Source organism: Photobacterium sp. S4TG1 (assembly GCF_036040035.1).
In the GTDB taxonomy this organism is placed as follows: domain Bacteria; phylum Pseudomonadota; class Gammaproteobacteria; order Enterobacterales; family Vibrionaceae; genus Photobacterium.
Window position 1 is genome coordinate 396,440 of sequence record NZ_JAYXUH010000002.1, and the last position, 22,950, is coordinate 419,389.

Here is a 22,950-nt window from a genome sequence, read left to right on the forward strand (position 1 = left end):
AATTAATATCCATTCACGATCAAAAATAAATAACAGGCGTGATTTTTGCATTCTATTTGACTCCCTGATTAACAATGTTGGTTGAGTTATGGAAAAGATAAAAACTATCCGTAGAGTATTAATGCTTCTTTGTCTTGGTAATGGGTTGTTATTCAACACCTCGATTGCCCAAGCTCAACAATGTTCTCAAAGCTATGCTTCACCGACAACCTCTGGGGGGCAATATTATTTTGATGGTGATGGTGGTAATGGCTGGGGGACCAGAAATATTGGGGTTTATAATACTAATTTAACTGGCGGTACAGGATCAGGAGGACGAATTCTGATCAGTGCTAACTGGGGGTGGAATAATGGTAATCAGTGGACAGGGCGCGGGGACTACACTGAATCTATTACCATTCGATTAAAAGTTAATGGGACAACAGTAGCGCAATTAGTCACGCCAAATGATAGTCAAAATACGGCCAATTTATCTGCCCAGGGCGGTGCATCAATGCAGAGTGGTGGTGGTAATGTTGGCGTGACGGGATTTAATAATTATCCTCATGGTTCGCAAATATTATTACCTTCTTGGATGACAACGATAACCAGCATTCAAATTGAAGGAACACAAACACCAGCCTCTGGTGGTTCGTCAGGCGGAGCCGGTGATGATGGTGGTATAAGAGTAAATACTTCGGGTTATGCGTGTAATTTTGAAGCGACTGATGCACCAAGTAGTTATGGTGTCGCTCGTCATAATGTCGATTTAACGGGGACTAATTTGCGTTTTGGGACGAATGTTAGTTTTGAAACTGCAAATCGTAATAGTGCATTAGCAAATTCAGATACCTTTGATGATGGTATAACTAGCTTTCCTCAGTCTGAAATTGATGCTGGCACAGGGGCCGTTTCAGTTTCTGCTAGCGTTTATAACAATACAGGTTCAGCGCGAACTTTTGTTGGTTGGGTTGATTGGGATCAAGACAATGCCTTTCAAGCCGATGAAGGCGTCTCGATAACAGTTCCTGCTGCGGGCTCTTCTAATGCAGATTGTACTAATACATCAGGGGCGAACTTTACTTGTAATGTAGATTATATTGTTGATGCGGCAGATCGAAGTAATACCGGATATTTTTTCTCTCGATTTAGAATATCAAATACGGCATTAACGACATCAACAATTTCAACCACAGTTGATAGTGGTGAAGTGGAAGATTATCGATTCTGTATTGGTTGTTTTGATATTAGCGGTACAGTTTATTTAGATGAAAATGGCGATAGTGATATATCCTCTGATAGCGTAACGCCAAATGAAGTAATAGTAAGACTCTATCGAGATGATGATAATGATGGCGTGCCAAGTGCGGGCGATACTTATCTACAGCAAGTGACTACCTCAAGTGGCGCTTATTCTTTTACTGAACTACCGATTGATACGTATTTTGTCGCAACTGCACCACCGACGGATAGCACTGCGGTTTCTGAACAAACATATGCGGCTAGTAATACCTACACTAATGCTTTTTGTGATAGCAATGGTGATGCAACTTCAGGGGATACACCTTTAACCACTTCTGGCGCTTGTTATGGTGGTATCGATGGCGATCGCGCTGATGTCACCACCAACTCAACTACGCGCGAACATATATCTAAAGTTGATCTATCATTTACTTCAACCAACCAGACCAATGTTGATTTTGGTTTCTCATATAACGTTGTTACTAATACTAATACATCAGCGCAAGGTTCTTTAAATCAATTTATTATTAATGCCAATAGAATTGTTGGTGCTAATGAAATGCGTTTTGTGCCAACGGTTCCTGTAAACGATACTGATCCCTCTGGTGATTGGTGGGTTGTTTCTCCAACGACCTCTTTAACGACAATAACCGGTACCAATGGCGCAAATACTATTATTGATGGTACGGCATACAGTAATACTGATGGCACAACGATCATCGATTCAAATTCAGGTAATTATTCAGAGGCACAAACGGTAGGTAGTTCTGACGGATGTAGTGTTGAAACTATTCCGGCATTAGCTAAACCTGAATTACAAATTGATATGCCAACTAACGCCAGTGCTTATGCCGCTGAATTATTAATTATTAATGCGGATAATACTACAGTACGTAATGTCTCTCTTACTGGCGGTTCTTTAGGTATTAATATTTACTCGGCGGGCATTACTGACACCTTAATTGAGCAAAACTTAATTGGTATTGATCCTGCGGGTAATGATGCGGTTATTGGCCAAGAAACCTGTGGTACATCATTAGGGTGTGCGGGTATTGCAATTGCAAATGCAGGTAATGGTTCGCTTAATGGCGACAGTGGTATTATTCGTAATAATGCTATAAAAACAGCACATAATAATATCACCTTAAATAATTTAAATAGCCAAACCAATGTTGTTAATTGGCAAGTAATACAAAATCAATTATTGGGTTCTACCTCTACTACAGCAACACCATATCATAATGTTTATATTCGTTACGGTGTGCCTGCTTATCTTAATATTGCTGGTAATATAATGCGTGATGCAACTAGCGATGCAATATATCAACGTAATACATCAAATGTTGATTTATTCCAAACCATCTCCAGTAATGATATTCAAAATGCAGACGATAATGGGGTGCATTTTCAAAGCGGTCAGCTATCTATTATTGAATGTAATATTATTCATAATAATGGTGACTCAGGGGTTTCTATTGATGGTAATACCAATATTGAAGGGTATTTAATTACTAAAAATAGTTTTGATAATAATACTGATAATGCCATTGATCTTCATAATCTCGCAACGGGTGAAGGTGTTTCACTAAATACTGATTTATGTAATAACGACACCGGAACCGGTGCCAATAATAATTTAGCTCGCCCACAAATTACTTATGCTTTCTTAGAAGGCGCAAATCTACGTGTTATTGGTGATATGTGTGCCACGGGTGAATTTACTTTTGAGGTGTATAAAGCCAGTGTTGGCACTGGTGAACAGGGCAGTGATGCGCTAAATGCAGGTGAAGGCTTGACCTATTTAGGCAGTATTACGGGCCAATCAGGTTCAACGTTTGATAGTTTATTTGCAACGTCGAGCATAAATGTCGGCGATGAAATTACTGTCATTGCTCAACGTACTACAACGGGTGGGAGTGGTGAATTACAAGACACTTCAGAATTTAGTGCCAATATTATTGTTGATGTTGATAATAAAGACTGGGGTGATGCGCCTGATACGTCGATGTCAACCGCGATGGGGGATTATCAAACATTAAGAGCTAATGGTGGTGCTAACCATATTGTTATTGATGGTGATACTGACAGTAATCCTGATCTTTTCTTAGGGGTATTATTAGATACAGATATCGATGGACAACCTACTAGTATCGCAGATGGTGATAATTTAGTTGATCTTGCTGATGAAGATGGCGTGACGGCTAATGGTATTTATGTATTGAACCGTGACCGTGATATTGAGGTTACAATTGGTAAAGATCCTGATTATGTGGGTACTAGCTTCCATGTTTATGGCTGGATTGACTGGAACCGAGACGGTGATTGGGATGATGTGAATGAACAGATAATCAGCAACACCACCGCATCCGTTGGTACTACAACGTATACTATAACCACACCTGTGAATGCTATTTTAGGCAATACCTATGCCCGCTTCCGTTTGTGTTCATCTGGTGACTGTAATACACCAAATGGTTCAAGTATTGACGGTGAAGTTGAAGACTATGGCGAAGTTATTATCAGTATTGATTTTGGTGATGCACCTGATACTGGTGTAGGAATTGGTACCGGAAATTATCGAACAACATTAGCCGATAATGGTCCTCGTCACTCTGTTGATGATGATTTATTCTTAGGTATAAATACAACCGATACCGAAGTTGATGGTTTACAAAATGCTACTGCATCTGGTGATAACTCAGACGGTATTGATGATGAAGACAGTTTATTAATTCAGCCATTAACCAGTGGTGCAACGTCTTATAATACGCAAACAACGGTAACGAATACTTCTGGTGCTGATGCTTATTTATATGCATGGTTAGATGTCAATCGTGATGGTGAATTTGATCGTGATGAGTTTGTTTCAAATGGTACGGGCTCAGGTGGCGCAATAATTGTTGCAAACGGTGCCAATTCAATCACTATGCCATTATCTTGGGGAGCGATTTCATCACCGACAAATAACACCACTGTATATCTGCGTACTCGTTTATCGCCGGTTGCACTAACTGATGCTGTGACGGGGGCTGTTGAAGATCCACGCTCTTATGGTTATGTTGATGGCGGTGAAGTCGAAGATTACGCATTGCAAGTTGCCGATCAAGATTTTGGTGATTTACCAGATAGTTTTGATACGTTAGGACTTAGTGGCGGCCCTTATCATGGTTTAAGTAATATCAATAATCTCTATATTGGTAATACAACGATTGATAGTGATGGGGATGGACAACCAACACCCAATGCGGATGGTGATGATCTCACGGGTAGTGATGATGAAAATGCCTTTAGTACTCCAACGCCTATTTTGCCGCTAACATCGACCAGTTATTCGGTGCAAGTGCCAGTTCGTAATAATACGGGTGTTAATGCTTACCTTTATGGTTGGTTAGATTGGAATCAAAATAACCAGTTTGAAGCGGCAGAATATGTTGCAGTAACGGTGCCAACGGGCACAACGGTATCATCACCTATTACTTTAACATTTACGGGTATTTCAGGACAAAGTGATGGTAATGCAGCACTGCGTTTACGTTATACCACTGCAGGGTTGGCCAATACAGGTTGGGGCGGTGCTGCACCTGATGGTGAGGTCGAAGATCATTATGTTCTTGTTGGTAGCTACGATTTTGGTGATGCTCCTGATACTGGTGTAGGTGTTGCTGCAAATAATCAGCGAACTTTACTCAATGATGACGGCCCTCGTCATGGTGTAAATAATCAACTTTTCTTTGGTGCTAACATTGATGCTGAACAAGATGCAAATAATCCTGTCAATAGTGCTGATGGTGATGATCTTGATGCCAATGGTGATGATGAAGATGGCGCGCTGTTAATTCCACTTCATTCAAGTGCAACGTCATATGATTTACCAGTTACGGTTACCAATAATACTGGTAGTGATGCCTATATTTATGCATGGATTGATTTTGACCGTACAACAGGTTTTGATCGTGATGAATTTGCAGGTGGTACATCGGGCGTGCCAATAACAGTTCCAACGGGAACAAATAATGGTAACGTCACTATTTCATGGAACAGTTTCCCTGGTATTGCTGTCAATACTGATGTTTACATTCGTTTACGTTTAACCTCTGATGTATTAACTGATTCAGCAACAGGCACAGCCGAAGATCCGCGTTCATTTGGTATTGCTTCTGATGGTGAAGTTGAAGATTATTATTTACGGGTTGATACCTATGATGGTGGTGATGCGCCAGATAGTTACGATACGTTATATACCAGCAATGGTCCGTCGCATTCTCACAATAATATAAACCTTTATATTCGCGATGCGACTCATGACAATGTTCATGATACCGACGGCCAACCAACGCCAAATGGTGATGGTGATGATAACGATGGAACAGATGATGAAAATGCTGATTCTTTAACGCGTATTCCATTATTAGGCGTATTAGATACAACCTATACCTTAGGTGTGCCACTTTATAATGGAACAGGCAGTGATGTTAACCTTTATGCTTGGATCGATTTTAACCAAGATGGTGATTTTGCTGATGCTGGTGAGTTTACCTCATTAGAAAATATTAGTAATGGCACCAATACCTTAAATCAAACAACGCCAACAACAGAGCTTAATTGGACAGGTATTTCAGGGTTAACTCAAGGCAGTACGTTTGTCCGTCTTCGTTTAACCAGTGATACTTTAACAGCTACTGATTGGGGGGGAATAGCCCTCAATGGCGAGGTTGAAGATCATCAAATCTTTATTGGAGATTTTGATTTTGGTGATGCGCCAGATACTGCAAACGGAGTAAGTGCGAATAATTACCGTACTAACTTTAATGATCAAGGTGCTTATCACGGTTTAGATGCGAATGTATATTTAGGCGCAGCTGCGCCAGATACTGAAAATAATGCCAATACTCCCGCTATATATGCATTAGGCGATGATCAAGATGCGAATGGTGATGATGAAGATGGTGTCTTTATTTTACCGTTACACAATACTGCAACGACTTATACACTACCGGTAACGGCAACCAATAATAGTGGTGCTAATGCTTACCTTTATGCATGGATTGACTTTGACCGCAATGGTCGGTTTGATCGTGATGAATTTGTAGGGGGCGCGGCTGGTTCTCCAATCACAATAGCAACAGGCACAACAAGCGCTGCACTTGATGCCGTTTGGAATAGTTTCCCTGGTATTGCGGTGAATACTGATGTGTATGCACGATTCCGTATTACTACTGATTTATTATCTGACTCTGTAACAGGTACAACGGAAGATCCTCGCTCTTATGGTGGGGTAACAGATGGTGAAGTTGAAGATTATTATATTCGTGTTGACACCTATGATGGTGGTGATGCGCCAGATTCATATGACACGTTATACCTAAGTGATGGCCCTGCCCATTATCATGTTAATGCCAATCTTTATATTCGTAGTGCAACCCATGATGATGCTCATGATACCGATGGTTTGCCAACAGTAGGCGCTAATGGTGATGATAATGATGGTGTTGATGATGAGGATGTTGATTCATTAACAAAAATTCCATTATTGGGGATTTCAGATACAACTTATACATTAGGGGTTCCGCTTTATAATGGAACTGGCGTTAATGCTAATCTTTATGCATGGATTGATTTTAACCAAGATGGTGATTTTGCTGATGCTGGTGAGTTTACTTCATTAGAAAATATCATTAATGGCACCAATACCTTAAATCAAACGGCACCGACAACTGAGTTAGTTTGGAATGGAATCGGTGGGCAAACTCAAGGCAGTACTTATGTCCGTATTCGTTTAACTAATGACACGTTAACTGCAAATGATTGGGGTGGTTTTGCTCTTAATGGTGAAGTAGAAGATCATCAAATCTTTATTGGTAATTATGATTTCGGTGATGCGCCAGATACTACAAATGGCGTTGCAGCTAATAATTATCGGACTACGTTAAATGATGGTGGCCCTTATCATGGCTTGAATAATAATTTGTATTTAGGCGCTGCTGCACCGGATACAGAAAATGACGCAAATTCACCAGCGATACTAGCATTGGGAGATGATAATGATGCTAATGGTGATGATGAAGATGGCGTCTTTATTATGCCATTACATAATTCAGTGACCGATTATGGGGTGCGCTCGGTTGTAACCAATAATACAGGCAGTGATGCATATATTTATGCATGGATAGATTTTGATCGTAACGGTCGTTTTGATCGGGATGAATTTGCTGGTGGTGCTGCGGGCGCGCCGATAGTTGTAAATTCAGGCGTGTCTAATTTTGTCACCAATATTAATTGGAATAGTTTCCCTGGTATTGCTAATAACACCGATGTTTATGTGCGTGTTCGTTTAACCAGTGAGTTATTAAGTGATGCGGTTACAGGAACAACGGAAGATCCACGTTCATTTGGTGGTGCGGTTGATGGTGAAGTTGAAGACTATTATTTACGTGTCGATACTTATGATGGTGGTGATTTACCTGAAAGCTATCAAACATCATACAGTAACGGCGGTCCAGCTCATTATCATACCAATGCGAATTTATATATTCGAGATGCAACCCATGATAATAATCATGATGAAGATGGACAACCAACGGCTGCTGCAAATGGTGATGATAACGATGGCACTGATGATGAAAATGCTGACAGTTTAGTTCCACTTCCTATTTTAACATTGACGGATACCAGTTATACCGTAGGGGTTCCGCTTTATAACGCAACAGGGGCTGACGCAAATCTTTATGCTTGGTTAGATTTAAATCAAGATGGTGATTTTGATGATGCTGGCGAGTTTGCTTTACTTGAAGGGCTTGTTAATGGAACTAATACTTCAGCACAAACAGCCCCAACGACTCAGTTAACATGGGCTGGTATCAGTGGGCAAACAACAGGTGATATGGCGTTACGCCTTCGTTTAACATCTGATATTTTAACGGCGACAGATTGGGGTGGAATTGCCAAAAATGGTGAAGTTGAGGATCATTATGTTTATGTAGGCGATCCCGATTTTGGTGATGCGCCAGATACCTCTTCAGCAACGGCTGCGAATAACTATCAAACACTCTATAACTATTTTGGCCCTTATCATTTATTTGTTGATGGCTTGTATATTGGTAATACGGCGCCTGATATTGATGATGGAACATTACAAGATATAACCGCAACTGCCGATGATCTTGATGCAACCGATGATGAAGGACCAATTACATTACCGCCATTATTTAATGGTATGGATTCATACAAGATTACTGTGCCAGTTACAAATACGACGGGTAATATTGCTACCTTGGCGGTGTGGATCGATTTCAATCGAAATGGTCAATTTGATGATAGTGAAGGACAAATAGCAGTTGTGCCAACGGGATCAAGTAATACGCCAGTAGAGCTTGAGTGGGCGACGATTCCTGCTGTTACCAACAACACAACCTCATTTGTGCGTTTACGTTTAACTAATCGTTTAGTGGGGCAAATCAGTGATATTTCATCATTAGGTGGTGAAGCGGGTGGTGAAGTTGAAGATCATAGTATTTTCTTTGGTCTACAAGATTTAGGTGATGCGCCTGCGAGTTATTTAGTTGATCCTTTATTAGGTGGTCCTCATCATATTATTACGAATAACACCAATTTGTATTTAGGTACTTCAACCATTGATGGTGATGAAATTGTATTAGCGTCTGTTGATGCTCTTGGTGATGATAATAATGGTAGTGATGATGAAAATGGTACCAGTCAACCATTAACTTCAATTCCGATTAACGGTTCAAGCCATAGCTTAGAGCTCACAGTACGTAATACAACTGGTAATGATGCCTATCTAGCAGGTTGGATTGACAGTAACCGTAATGGTATTTTTGATGAAATCGAAGGCCGAGTTGATATTATTCCTACGGCTCAGAATGGTGTTTATACTTATTCATTTGATTCAAATCAGATGCAAAATCTCTCTGTCGGTAATACCTTTATTCGCTTCCGTTTAACGACCGATCCATTAACAACGACCGATGTTGGTGGCCGTGCGTCAGATGGTGAAGTCGAAGACTTTATGATTCAAATCGGTGGTCAAGATTTAGGTGATTTACCCGATACTTCTTCAGCAACGGCGGCAAATAATTATCAAACCAATCTAACCTTTGGTGGGCCTTATCATAATGTTGCCGCTGAGCCTAATTTATACCTAGGTACGGTAGCACCGGATGTTGATGGCGCAACGCCACAAAGTTCAGATGCCACAGGCGACAATGTTACGGGTGTTGATGATGAAAATGCTTTAGCTAATATTGCCTTACCTGATTTAGATGCCGGTGATAATTATGATACCAATATTACGGTGACAAATAGCTCAACTTCTACGGCATATCTATATGCGTGGATTGATTGGGATCGTGATGGTAATTTCGAAAATGATGAGATTGCACAAGCATCAATTAATAGTCTTGGTTCAACTCAGGCTATTAATAATGGTGTGATAACTATTCCTGCGAGTACGGGGACAGAGACTTATACCGTTACTTTTACGACAGACACTGCATTAGTGGATGCAAGAACTTATGGCGTACGGTTACGATTAACAACAGAGTTACTCACTGATGGTGATGCAACAGCAACCGTTGATGAGCGTTCGTTAGGTGCCGCTCAAGATGGTGAAGTTGAAGATTTCTTTGTCACAGCTGAAAACACAGATTTAGGTGATTTACCTGATTCATACTTAACTTTACCTGTTAGTGGCGGCCCGGCGCATTACTATGTGAGTAACCTGTATTTAGGTGCTAATAATATTGATGATGACGATCAAGCGTACCCAGATGCAGCGGCATTAGGTGATGACAATACTGGCGTTGATGATGAAACTGGATTAGTTGAACCATTAGTTACCGTTGCGACCAGTATTACTAGCTACAGTATTGATCTTGCTGTTTATAATTACTCTGGTTCTAATGCAACGTTAGTCGCTTGGTTAGATAAAAACCAAGATGGCAGTTTTAGTGCTGACGAAGTGGTTGATGATTTAAATGTTGCTGCGACCGGAACGCCGTTTAGTAATTCAACATTTAGCTCTGATAATTTACCGACCAGCAGTAATAATTTAACCAATAAAGTAACGTTGACGTGGAATGGTATTTCAGGGTTAGCACAAGGTTCAATGGGACTGCGTATTCGTGTTGCTAATACCAGTTTAACCGCCAATGATTGGGGTGGTATTGCCCAAGGAGGTGAAGTTGAAGATTATGTCGTTTATGTTGGTCAATTTGACTTTGGTGATGCCATTGATAGTGCGGCTAACATAGGTGTTAATAACTACCGCACCACTTTGAGTGACAATGGTGCTTATCATGGTATCGATAATACGATATTGATGGGTGCTTTACTCGATAGTGAAAGTGATGCCAATGACCCAACTACTGCCTTTGCTCAAGGCGATAATATTACTGGCAGTAATGATGAAGATGGTGCGTTTATTCCACCATTAAATAACACCAATACGACCTATAATATTCCTGTGACGGTGACCAATAATAGTGGTAGTAAAGGGTATCTATATGCTTGGATTGATTTTGATCGCAATGGTCGATTTGATCGTGATGAATTCTTTGGTGGTAATACAGCAGCGCCACGAGAAATTAATACAGGTAATACTAATACCACAACCAGTCTCGGCTGGAATACATTCCCAGGCATAGCGACAGGCACTGATGTTTATATTCGTATTCGTTTTACTACCGATTTATTAGCCGATACTGAACTAGGCACCCTAGTTGAAGATCCCCGTTCTTATGGTGGCGCAGGTGACGGTGAAGTTGAAGATTATTATATTCGAGTAGAAACCTATGATGGTGGTGATGCTCCTGATACTTATGACACCTTATACACCAGTGGTGGACCTTACCATCGTCATAATACCGCTAATTTATATATTAGAAGTAATAACCATGATAATGGTCATGATCAAGATGGTCAGCCATCTAATGGTGCGGTCGGTGATGATACCGACGGTATTGATGATGAAAATGCCGATGATCTAACTCCATTCCCAATTTTAGCTACCACGGATACCACTTATACTGTTGGTGTTCCTCTTTATAATGCGACAGGCAGTGATGCTCATTTATATGGTTGGATTGATTTTAACCAAGATGGTGACTTTGCTGATGTTGGCGAATTTACTGAATTAACCTCGATTGTAAATGCAACCAATACCAGTACCAGTGCAACGCCAACAACCCAATTAACGTGGACTGGAATAAGTGGATTAACCGCAGGTAGCACCTATATGCGGCTACGCTTAACTAACTCTGTTCTAACCGCTAATGACTGGGGTGGAGAGGCAATTAATGGTGAAGTAGAAGACCATCAAATTTATATTGGTAATTTAGATTTTGGTGATGCAGAAGATGGATCTGTCGGAACCGCGGGAGGAGCGGGTGATTATCGCTCTCGTTTAGCTGATGATGGCCCATATCATGTTATTGATGCAGATATATACATTGGTAATAGTGTGCCTGATAGCGAAGCAGATGCTAATCCAAGTAGTGGCCCAATTAAGGCTGATGGAGATGATACTACCGGAAGTGATGATGAAGATGGCGTTACATTACGTGCATTAGATAATTCACCTGTACCTAGTAGCTATACTGCTGCGGTTAATGTCACCAATAATACCGGACAAGATGCGACATTATATGGTTGGATTGATTGGGATCGTAATGGTCAATTCGGTTCAGATGAGGTGGCAGAAGTCATTGTGCCAACAGGAACCAGTGGATCTATTGATATTACATGGAATAGTTTCACCGGCCTTACTTCAGGGTTTACGTTAACTCGCTTCCGTTTAACAACCGATGGGTTGGCTAATCTCAATACGGGGGCAGCAGAAGATACTCGGTCATTATTTGGTGCCAGCGATGGTGAGGTGGAAGATCATTTAATCTATATCGGTGATCAAGATATGGGTGATGCACCGGATACTTATCAAACCTTAAGTGCTAGTGATGGCCCATTCCACGGACGTAGTAATAGTGCATCGGTTTATTTAGGTACTGCGACGATTGATGCAGACACAGATGGTCAACCAACCAGTGATGCTTCTGGTGATGATAATAATGGCAGTGATGATGAAAATGGTTTATCTCAACCATTAGCGAATATCGCGATTGCAGCCACCTCTTATAGTGTGCCTGTTACTTTACGTAATTCTGAACTTGCCAGTAATCCGGCAACCTTAGTCGCATGGCTTGATACTAATCAAGATGGTGAGTTTAGTGCTGCTGAAGTTGTATCAACCATCAATTATGATACGACAGGCGATGCGCCATTTAGCACTGATAATATTCCATACTTTAATGGCGTTAAAACCGCAGTATTAACATGGAATGGTATTTCAGGCTTAACAAATGGCTCGATGGCATTGCGTATTCGAATTAGCTACCTGACAGATCTCACCGCTAATGATTGGGCAGGCCAAGCATTAGATGGTGAAGTTGAAGATTACATGGTCTTTGTGGGTGAGTTTGATTACGGTGATGCGCCTGATGAGGCTGCGAATGTCGGGGCGAATAATTACCGTACAACCCAATCAGATAGTGGTCCATTCCATGGTGTTGATAGCAATCTGTTTATGGGTACAGTGCCAGATGCAGATAATGATGCTCAAACACCGACGATAGCACTTCAAGCATCAGGCGATGATATTGCAGCTAGTGATGATGAAGATGGCTTAATTTTACCACCATTAACCACAACCCAAGGTAGCTATAGCGCAAATGCTATGGTGACGAATAATACAGGCAGTGATGCTTATATTTATGCTTGGATTGATTTCGATGGTAATGGTCGGTTTGATCGTGATGAATTTGTTGATAATGGTACAGGTACTGGTGGCGCAATTGTCACCGCAACAGGCTTAACAAATAGTTCTATTGAGTTAGATTGGACGGCAACAACAGGATTAGCCGCGGGTCAAAACCGCTATATGCGTGTGCGTATTACCTCTGAATTATTAGCCGATAGTGCAACTAGCGTTAATGAAGATCCTCGTTCTTATGGTGGCGTATCAAATGGTGAAATAGAAGATCATTATTTATTAAGTGATAGCGTTCGATATGACGGTGGTGATGCCCCTGATTCATACCTCGTTCGTTTTGCTGACGGTGGTCCAATTCATCCTATTAGTACTACGCTACGTTTAGGTACAGCAACTACTGATGGTGAAGATGCTGATGGAAGTAGTGATGCGTTACTTGATGATATTACAGCCACTGCTGATGAAGATGGTATTTCATTACCGACATTAGCCTTAAGCGCAACCAGTTATACATTGGATGCAAATGTACTTAATAATACAGGTGCAAATGCCGATCTTATTGTATGGATTGATTGGAATCAAAATGGCGTATTTGATGCTGCTGAAGGGCAAGTTATCAGTGCTACTTCAAACGGAACCAATACTGTTTATAACCCTAGTTGGAACAGTTTAACACCTGTGACGGCGGGCTATTATTTTGGACGAGCACGTTTAGCGCCCAATAGTGATGGTTTAACCGCGACTGATGCTGGTGGCATCGCGACATCGGGTGAGGTTGAAGACTTTAGAATCTCAGTGTTAACCGCTCAAGATTGGGGTGATGCACCTGATGCTTATCATACTTTAGCAACAAATAATGGTGCCAATCATGCGCTTTCAACAAACCTTTATATAGGTACGACGGCGGCTGATGCTGATGTTGATGGCCAACCAAGTGTGGCAGCTGATGGTGATGATAATAATGCTACGGCGGATGAAACGGCCCCTACTTTCCCTGTACTTTCTCCGTCAATGACAACATGGTCATTTGATACCACGGTAACAAATAACACTGGTAGTGCAGCAACATTACATGCATGGGTTGATCATGATTTAGATGGCGAATTCCAACTTGATGAGTATACCAGCGTTGCGGTTGCTGATGGTGCAACGGATCTTCCAATTAGTGTCGCTTGGACTAATTTATCAAATGCTGAAGGTGGTAATGTTGGTGATAGTTATGTTCGTTTACGTTTAACAACTGATACATTAGTTGATGATGGCGCAACAGCCATTGATGAACGCTCACAAGGCGCAGCGACCGATGGTGAGATAGAAGATCATTATCATAAAGTCACCTTCCATATGTTAATCCAGCAAGATTCAGGTGCGATTGAATATACATTACCAAATACGGCAAATAATACTGTCGCGCTCATGGAAAATAATTATGGGGTTGGTTATGTAACTTACGATCTTCTGGTTCCGACAGATAACATTACCACTGATTTTACTTTACGTGATTATCAATTCATTCTTTATCAATCAGACTTAGCGGGCGGCGTAAGCCCTGATACAACAGCTGAAATTGATGCGTTATTAGATTATCGTAATCAAGGGGGTGTATTACTTTCTCTCGTTGAAGGTGACCGATTTGCCGATGCAACCACAACCCGTATTAATGCATATATGGGTCAACAAGTAGGGTTCCCTGGAACAAGTGCAACGGGTTTTGCAGGTTACAGTGGACCAAGTACTTTACCACGATTCCATCCATCTGATGGTCCAGGTGCATTATCTACGCAAGCAACTGTTTCAACAACAGGAACATTATCAACCATTACGGGTATTGATCATCGTAGTGTTATTTACACACTACCAACGGTAACAGGCTCTTGTAACAACGTTGATGCGATGGCGTGGTTGATTCCTTATGATCCAACCACAACGGGTGGTTATGAATATCCTCGAACGCATATTGGCCCATGGGTTGGTTCTGGTGAACGTGTATTCTATTTTACAGCTAATTATCTTTCTGGGAATTTGACTCCTTACCAAGACTTAATGGATTTTGTATATGACTATTACGAAGATCAGAGTGCGTTTTTAGCGCGTAATAGCTGGTTAGCTGATGACGCTAATGTTAATGGAAATTGTTCAAATACAGAGCTTGATTTTGATGATTTACCTGATTCAGGGGCAGGCACTGCGACAGGAGATTATGTAACAGCTTTCCAATTTGACGGCCCTCGTCACCAACTTGGTGCCAATATCTTTATAGGTACAGCGCCAGATGGTGAAACTGATGCGTATGCAACGGTTGCAGCTAATGGTGATACTGATGATGGTGTCGAGATATTACCGTTATCGAGTACAGCAACTCAATATTCTGTGCGTGTTACTACCACTAATACTACGGGTACCGATGGTAATGTATATGCGTGGGCTGACTGGAATAAAAATGGTGATCTAGAAGCATCTGAAATGCAGACTATCGCTGTTGCTGATGGCGAAACTGATACCGTAAAAGTGCTGACATGGCCAATTACCACCGCGATCACCAACGGTGATACTGTTTATGTTCGTGTGAGAATTTGTAATACCACTACCGACTGTAGTACCGCTATTGGTGAGGCAACCAATGGTGAAGTTGAAGGGTATGCGATTTCGGTGTCAGACAATGTTGATTTTGGTGATGCGCCAGATACGTATTTAACCTTAGCGGGAAGCGGTGGTCCATTCCATTATGGTGATACGTCGTTATTCCTTGGCGATCAAGCCAGTGATGGTGAGCCTGATGGTATACCAACAGCAACGGCAGATGGTGATGATACCAATGCCTCTCCGGATGATGAGGATGGCGTTAATGTCATTTCACCGATTAACATTAATGCGAGTGATTATAGTCTTACCGTTGAAGCGTCAAATAATTCAGGATCAGTTGCTTACCTCGCTGTTTGGATTGACTTTGACCAAAGTGGCACCTTTGAAGCTGGTGAAGGGCAAATTCAAGTTATACCTGATGCCTCTTCTGAAGCGCAATATGTCTTTAATTGGACGGGGCTAACAGGATTAACGGCAGGAGTTACCTATTCACGTATTCGTCTTACTAATGATGTACTAACAACATCGTCTATCGGTGGAATAGCCACTAATGGTGAAGTTGAAGATCATCTTATTGTCATGGGCACATTTGATTTAGGTGATGCGCCAGATACCTATGGAACCGATCGTACTAATGCCAGTGGTGAGGGTATAGGTCCAATGCATATTCCAAGTGCAACCATTTTCCTTGGTACTAATGCTACGGATGCTGAAGCTAACGGTTTTGTGGATGGTATCGATGATAATGGTCTTGCTCAAGATGATGACTTAGCGGGTGTTAATGATGAGGATGGTGTAACTATTCCGGCAGTAATGTCGGCAGAGCCAAGTAGTACAGAAACCTTAACGGTAAGGGTACATACTGATGTTGATGCTACTGTTTATGCATGGTTAGACTTTGACCGTGATGGTGTATTTGATGTGGCGACTGAAGCGGCAACGCCTGTGAGTATTAATGCAACGAATGATAATACTGACGTTACATTGAGCTTTACTGCGCCGAATGATGTGCTTGATGGCGGTAGTTATGTTCGTGTTCGTATTTGTTCAACCACAACAGTATGTTCAACGCCTCATGATGTAGCTAACGATGGTGAAGTTGAAGATCATCGTATCATTCTTGATGTTGCTTATGATTATGGTGATGCGCCTGAAACTTTAGGATATAACACCTTATTTACCAGTAATGGTGCGCGACATCGTATTGGCAATACGACGTTAAGCTTGGGCTCTGTTATTGGTGACGGTGATAGTGACGGGTTTGGTGATGGTACTGATAATAATGGTGATGCAACCGATGATGATTCGTTAAATATTGATGATGAGGATGGCATATCGACGGTTGGTTTCTTATCACAAGGAGCTACGAGCTTTACTCAAGATGTGATTTGTAATGACCATAATGGTACCGCAGATATGGGTGCTAATGTTTATGCATGGGTTGACTTTAATGCTGATGGTGATTTTGCTGATAGTGGTGAATTTGCTCTAGCTGCTTGTACTGATGCAGATGCGGTTACTGATGGTAGTGCGTCATTAAGTTTCCCTTCAATAAATACTACGACGGTTGCAACTGAAACCTACATGCGTCTTCGTATTACATCTGAAACATTAACTGTTGATGATTACAACGGTACGGCGATTAATGGTGAAGTTGAAGATCATCAAATTCCAATTTTAAAAGGACCAATTCAACCAGTAACGCCTGCTGTTGTGATAGCGCAATGTTTAAACTCTGGCAATATTGAAGGTGTTTCAGGTACTCCTGTTGATATTACAGGGGTAGTTAATACTTATTACCCAGCAATAGCAAATGCATTAACTGGCACGAATAGTATTACACTTGGTACGGCAACTGGTAATACGACCGAGGCCTTAAATCCGGGTGATCGAGTAATGATTATTCAGATGCAAAATGCTTCAATTGATACCTCTAATACTGATAGTTACGGTAATGGTGTCGTGGGTGGGTACGCCAGTGGATGGATTGATTATGGTACAACGGGTCAATATGAGTTTGCGACCGTTGCTAGCTTTACTGATCCGACTTTAGTATTAAGTGAAAATTTAACGAATAACTTTACCGCTGATGGAAATAGCTCTTTCCAAGTTGTGCGTATTCCAATGTACGAGGATGCGCGCTTAACGGGCACTGTTTCCTCAACAGATTGGAATGGCTCAAGTGGTGGTATTGTGTCGCTTTATGTCAATGGGACGCTAGATTTTAATGGCAATACTATTGACGTTAATGGTAAAGGCTTCCGTGGTGGTACAAAAAATACCGCCAACGGTATTGCTACTGGGCTTAATTATGTATTGTCATCAACCAATATTGACGGTGGTAAGGGCGAAGGTATTGCTGGAACACCAATAAGTCTAGGTGGTTTAGGTTATAGCAATGGTGACAATAGTACTGGTGCGCCCGCAAATGCTGGTGGTGGTGGTAACTTTAATTCTGGTGGTGGTGGTGGTGGTAACGTTGGTCCTGGTGGCCGTGGCGGTAATTATGTAAATTCAACCAGTTTTTATCCGGGAGAACCAGGAACAGGTATTGGGCTAGCTGATCCAACGCGCTTGACTCTTGGTGGCGGTGGTGGCGCTGGTCAAGAAAATAATGCTGTTGGTCGAGATGGCGCTGATGGTGGTGGTATCGTATATATCACAGCGAATACAGTGACAGGAACCGGTACTATTAATGCTAATGGTAATACCTCAGCAAATGCTGGCGGTGATAGCCCTGGTGGTGGTGGTGCTGGCGGTTCAGTATTGCTATACAACACTGATGGTGCATCTCTATCAACACTCACTGTCAATGCAGTCGGTGGTAATGGCGCCAGTTCATCTGGTGGCCATGGACGTTCTGGTGGTGGTGGTGGTGGTGCTGCTATCTTTAATAGCTCTGGTGCTATAGCTAATGTTAGTGCAGGTACTGCAACGTGTTCTGGACAGTTATTGTGTGGCGATGACGGTGGTAATGGTCAAGTGATCAATACTGCGACATTGCCGACAACACCTGCTGTTTGTAGCTTTGTTTTATCGGGATTTGTGTTTGATGACAGCAGCACTGTACCATCAGTTAATGGCATTAAAGATGTAGCAGAAGCGGGTCTGGGTATTGCTGTTCCGGTGATTGCTTATAACACCACAACCAGTGAGTGTTTTGTTGCCACAGCAGATGCAACAACGGGTGCTTACTCAATGACCATTCCTGGTGGAAACTATGAAGTTTATGAAGCAGCACTTGAAACTGATTTAGTTAATCCAACCTGTCCACCAACCATTGGAACGCTAGATCCAAATGCTGGTGGTTATGCTGGTGCGACAATTGGTGATCCAATCAATGTTCATTCTAGCTCACCTAACATTCAATCAGTTGCGTTAACAACGGATGTGAGTGATGTTAACTTTGCTGATTTCACCATTGTGACGTTCCCAACTTGTAGCAGTGATGGTTATTTGTTGCGTAATAGCCCAACCGATATTACTAGTATTAATTTGGCTATGGGTACAGTAACACCGTTATATGATGATGTTTTGCCAGTAGGTACTGGTGTCTTTGGTGGTACGGGGTATAACTTTATTACCAATACACTTATCGGCGATAACATTAAAAATAAAGACACTGTTTTAATGGTTGATGGTGCAGGATCTGCCTTCGTGTTACCAATTACAGGAAGTACGATGGCAATCAATAACTATAACAGTGGTGATATCGATGATAACGGGGTGCTATTGCTGATGAATAATAGTGGTACCAGTATGTATCGTATTGATGTTAATCCAAATAGTAGTACTTATTTGCAGCAAATCGGTGAGATTACAGTCTCTGCTCCAGTGATGGCTGATATGGCAATTAATCCTATCGATAATATGCTTTATACCTTAACGCCTACGGGAAATTTAGTGAAGTTTGATCCTATAACAGGGGCGCGAACTAATTTGGGTTACGTTGGTGTTAATGGCGAAACTGGCACTGGATGGGGCGCGGTATACTTTGATGATCAAGGCTTCTTCTACGCATCTCAAAATCCAAATCCTGGCCGTATTGTTCGAATTGATATTTCGAATCCAAGTCTTCCATCTGGTGGTTATAGTGCAGTCAACTTCACTCAGATGAATGCTGCAACCAGCCAAAATGATGGTGCGCGTTGTCGTTTCGCTCCACTGCCGTTAGATTTTGGTGATGCGCCTGAAACCACTGGTTATCCTACAACATTGGCTAATAATGGCCCTCGTCATTTAACTGAAGAAATAGGGTTATATATTGGTTCGGTAGCGGCAGATAATGAAAATGATGGTCAGCCAGATGCTGATTATGCAGGTGATGATAATAACGGTACTACTCCTGATGATGAAGATGTATTAAGTGCATTAATTACCGCTGATGTATCAAGTCCTACCGTGACGCAAACAGTACCAGTAGTCAATACAACAGGCAGTGATGCCTATTTATCTGGTTGGATCGACTTTGATAATAGTGGTTCATTTGATGATGATGAAAGTGCATGGATTATTATTCCAAGTGGTGCCACATCAGCAACATTAACATGGAATAATGTGGGAACTTCTGGGGCAAATATCAGTAACAGTGTGGTGGGTTATCGTTTACGTATTAGTTCTGATTTTAATACGACAACAAATACGCCACTAGATGCTGATGGTAATGCTTTCCCAGACCCTATTGGGCCAGCATCTGATGGTGAGATCGAAGATTATCGAGTATTAGTGTCAAGTCTTAATGGTGATAATACTTGTGATATTATTGTTGAAACCAAAGGCGATAATACCAGTGGTTATGATTTTGCGGAATTTGATCCAACCACTAATCCTGCCCAATTAAATAATATTGTGAGTCCTATTGTTATTAATGGTTATCCAAATGCTGAAAATATTAATGCTATTGGTTTTAATCGCCTAAGTGGTTTGTTTTACGGTACTTTTATTGATGGAAGCTCTACTAATGACGATGTAATTTTATTTGTAACGGATCGTGATGGTACTGAATTTGTTTCTCTTGGTACGATACGAGCTAACGGAGTACAAAATATTATTCATTCGACAAATGGCTCAATCAGTTTCTCTGATAACCAGGTGTTATCTCGATTAGGGGGGAGTGCAAATCTTGGCTATCCTGTTCGAGGTGACGTGTCACCTGATGGACAGTATCTCTACATTATGAATGGGAACTGGGATTCTCTAGTTCGAATTGATTTAAATACCCAGACCTTTACTACCATTACATTGTCTTCAATACCAACTATGGGGGGCGATTTCTCCTTCAGCTCAAATGACGGTATGTTATATGGCGTTGATCTACCTGGTGGTAACTATATTCAAATCAATCCAACTACAGGAGCGGTGACAATAAATCCTGTGAACTTTAACGGGTTACTTCCTGTGACGAATACTGGTAGTGCTGGGGCGGGAGGAACCATTATGGATGATGGTATTATGCTTTACGCCTTTGCTAATGGTGGCGATCATGATACTGACGGTGATAATGCTCATGATCTGATTGATAAGACGGCAGTTTATCAATTGAATGTGATTACTGGTGAGTTGATGTTTGTAACTGAAGGTATTGATGTCTCGGTTCAAGGTAATGATGCTGCTGGTTGTTATTACGCTCGTGATTATGGTGATGCTCCTGTCTCTTACGGTGATGCATTCCATAATTATTCTGATACCGGTAATGATGGTGATCCAGCCCTAGATGGTGACCAAGACCTCACGTTAGGTGCTAATTGGGATAGTGAGTTTGTTAGCCAGTTCTCCGCAGATGCAACAGGCGATGATATTCAAGCTTCTGATGATGAAGATGGCGTGACGCTACCAGAAAGCATCACGGTTGCAACGTCAACACCTGTTACCGTTTCTGTTCCGCAAGCAGCGGGCTTCTTGAATGTCTTTATTGATCTCAATGGCGATGGTGATTTTGCTGATGTGGGTGAGTTGATTATTGAAGACCAATTGATTACAGCAGCCACAACGAATCTTGATTTCAATTTAGATGCAGGACTGACCGCAGGTTATAACGGTGACACATTTGTTCGTTTCCGTTTATGTAGCACCGCTGCAACGTGTAATTCACCAACAGGTGAAGCTGCTGATGGTGAAGTAGAAGATTATCAATTTGAGTTAATTAATCAGATTGTTCTTAGTGGTTTTGTGTTTGAAGATAATGGTGTCACTGGGGCTACTGCGGCTCATGATGGTATTTTTGATGGTGGTGAAGTTGGCATTGGTAATACAGTTGTTCGTGTGATTTATAACGGCACAGGTGCTGGTGGATTTACTACTGGAGACATCGTTGCGACAACAGTGACATCAGGTGATGGTGGTTATCTATTAGTCGTTCCAGTATCACTTGCTAATGAAAATCTTGTACTTGAGGTTGTTAAACAAGCTGATTGGATTGATATTAGTGAAGCTGATGTGTCAGCGTTTACTCAAGTCACCAATACCAGTGTTATTGATAGTCAGATGTTAATTAATGCTGCCGCAGGTGATTACTTAACAGGCTTGAACTTTGGTAAGGTTAAAGAGCCTCGCATGGAGCCAGATAACTTCACTGAAACTGAGCCAGGTAAAGGAGTGCTCTTTAGCCATAAATTTACAGCTGAAACCGCAGGTAGTGTTAACTTTACTGTTATGAATATTTCTACTGAGCCAGCAAATGACGGTTGGAGTGCAATACTGTATCAAGATAATGACTGTAATGGTTCAATTGATGGCGCGGATAGCCAGATAGCTAACCCTGTCGCTGTAAGTGGTGATAGTAGTGTTTGTTTAATCAGTAAAGTCTTTGTACCTGCTGATGCGCCATTAAATGCGCTTTATCATTATGATATTCAAGCAGATATGACGTTTGAAGATAGTGTTGCAACAGGTCATGGAATCACTCGACAAGTGATAGATACTGATACTGTTCGTGCTACTTTCGCGGGTGCTGGTGAGTTGAAGCTTAATAAAACAGTGGAAAATCTGACTCAAGCAACTGGTGTAAGTACCAGTAACGACGGTAAACCGGGTGATATTTTAGAATATTCTATTGAGTTTACCAATGTGGGTAGTGGGCCAATAACAGAAGTTACAATATTTGATACTACGCCTACTTATACGGATTTAAATTTGGCGATTGATTGTACATCCGGTGTTCTACCTGCTGGTTTAACCTGTAATGAACTAACACCAAATGGTGTAAATGCTGCGGGTTATGAAGGTGAAGTACGCTGGGAAATGACAGGTTCACTTAATCCAGGAGAAAGCGGTACTGTGGTATATAAAGTGGAGATCAAATAAAAGAGTAAGATGGTAAGTAATTCTTAGCATTGATAATCTTTTAATTTTATACCTCAATAGAC

General features: G+C 41.5%; 1 protein-coding gene. It reads left to right on the top strand.

Annotated features, from left to right (window positions below):
- Positions 1-88 precede the first annotated feature (88 nt).
- Entirely contained in the window at positions 89-22,888 is a 22,800-nt protein-coding gene (locus VXS03_RS05350; RefSeq protein WP_327762404.1) for a GEVED domain-containing protein, read from the top strand.
- The last annotated feature ends 62 nt before the right edge of the window (positions 22,889-22,950 follow it).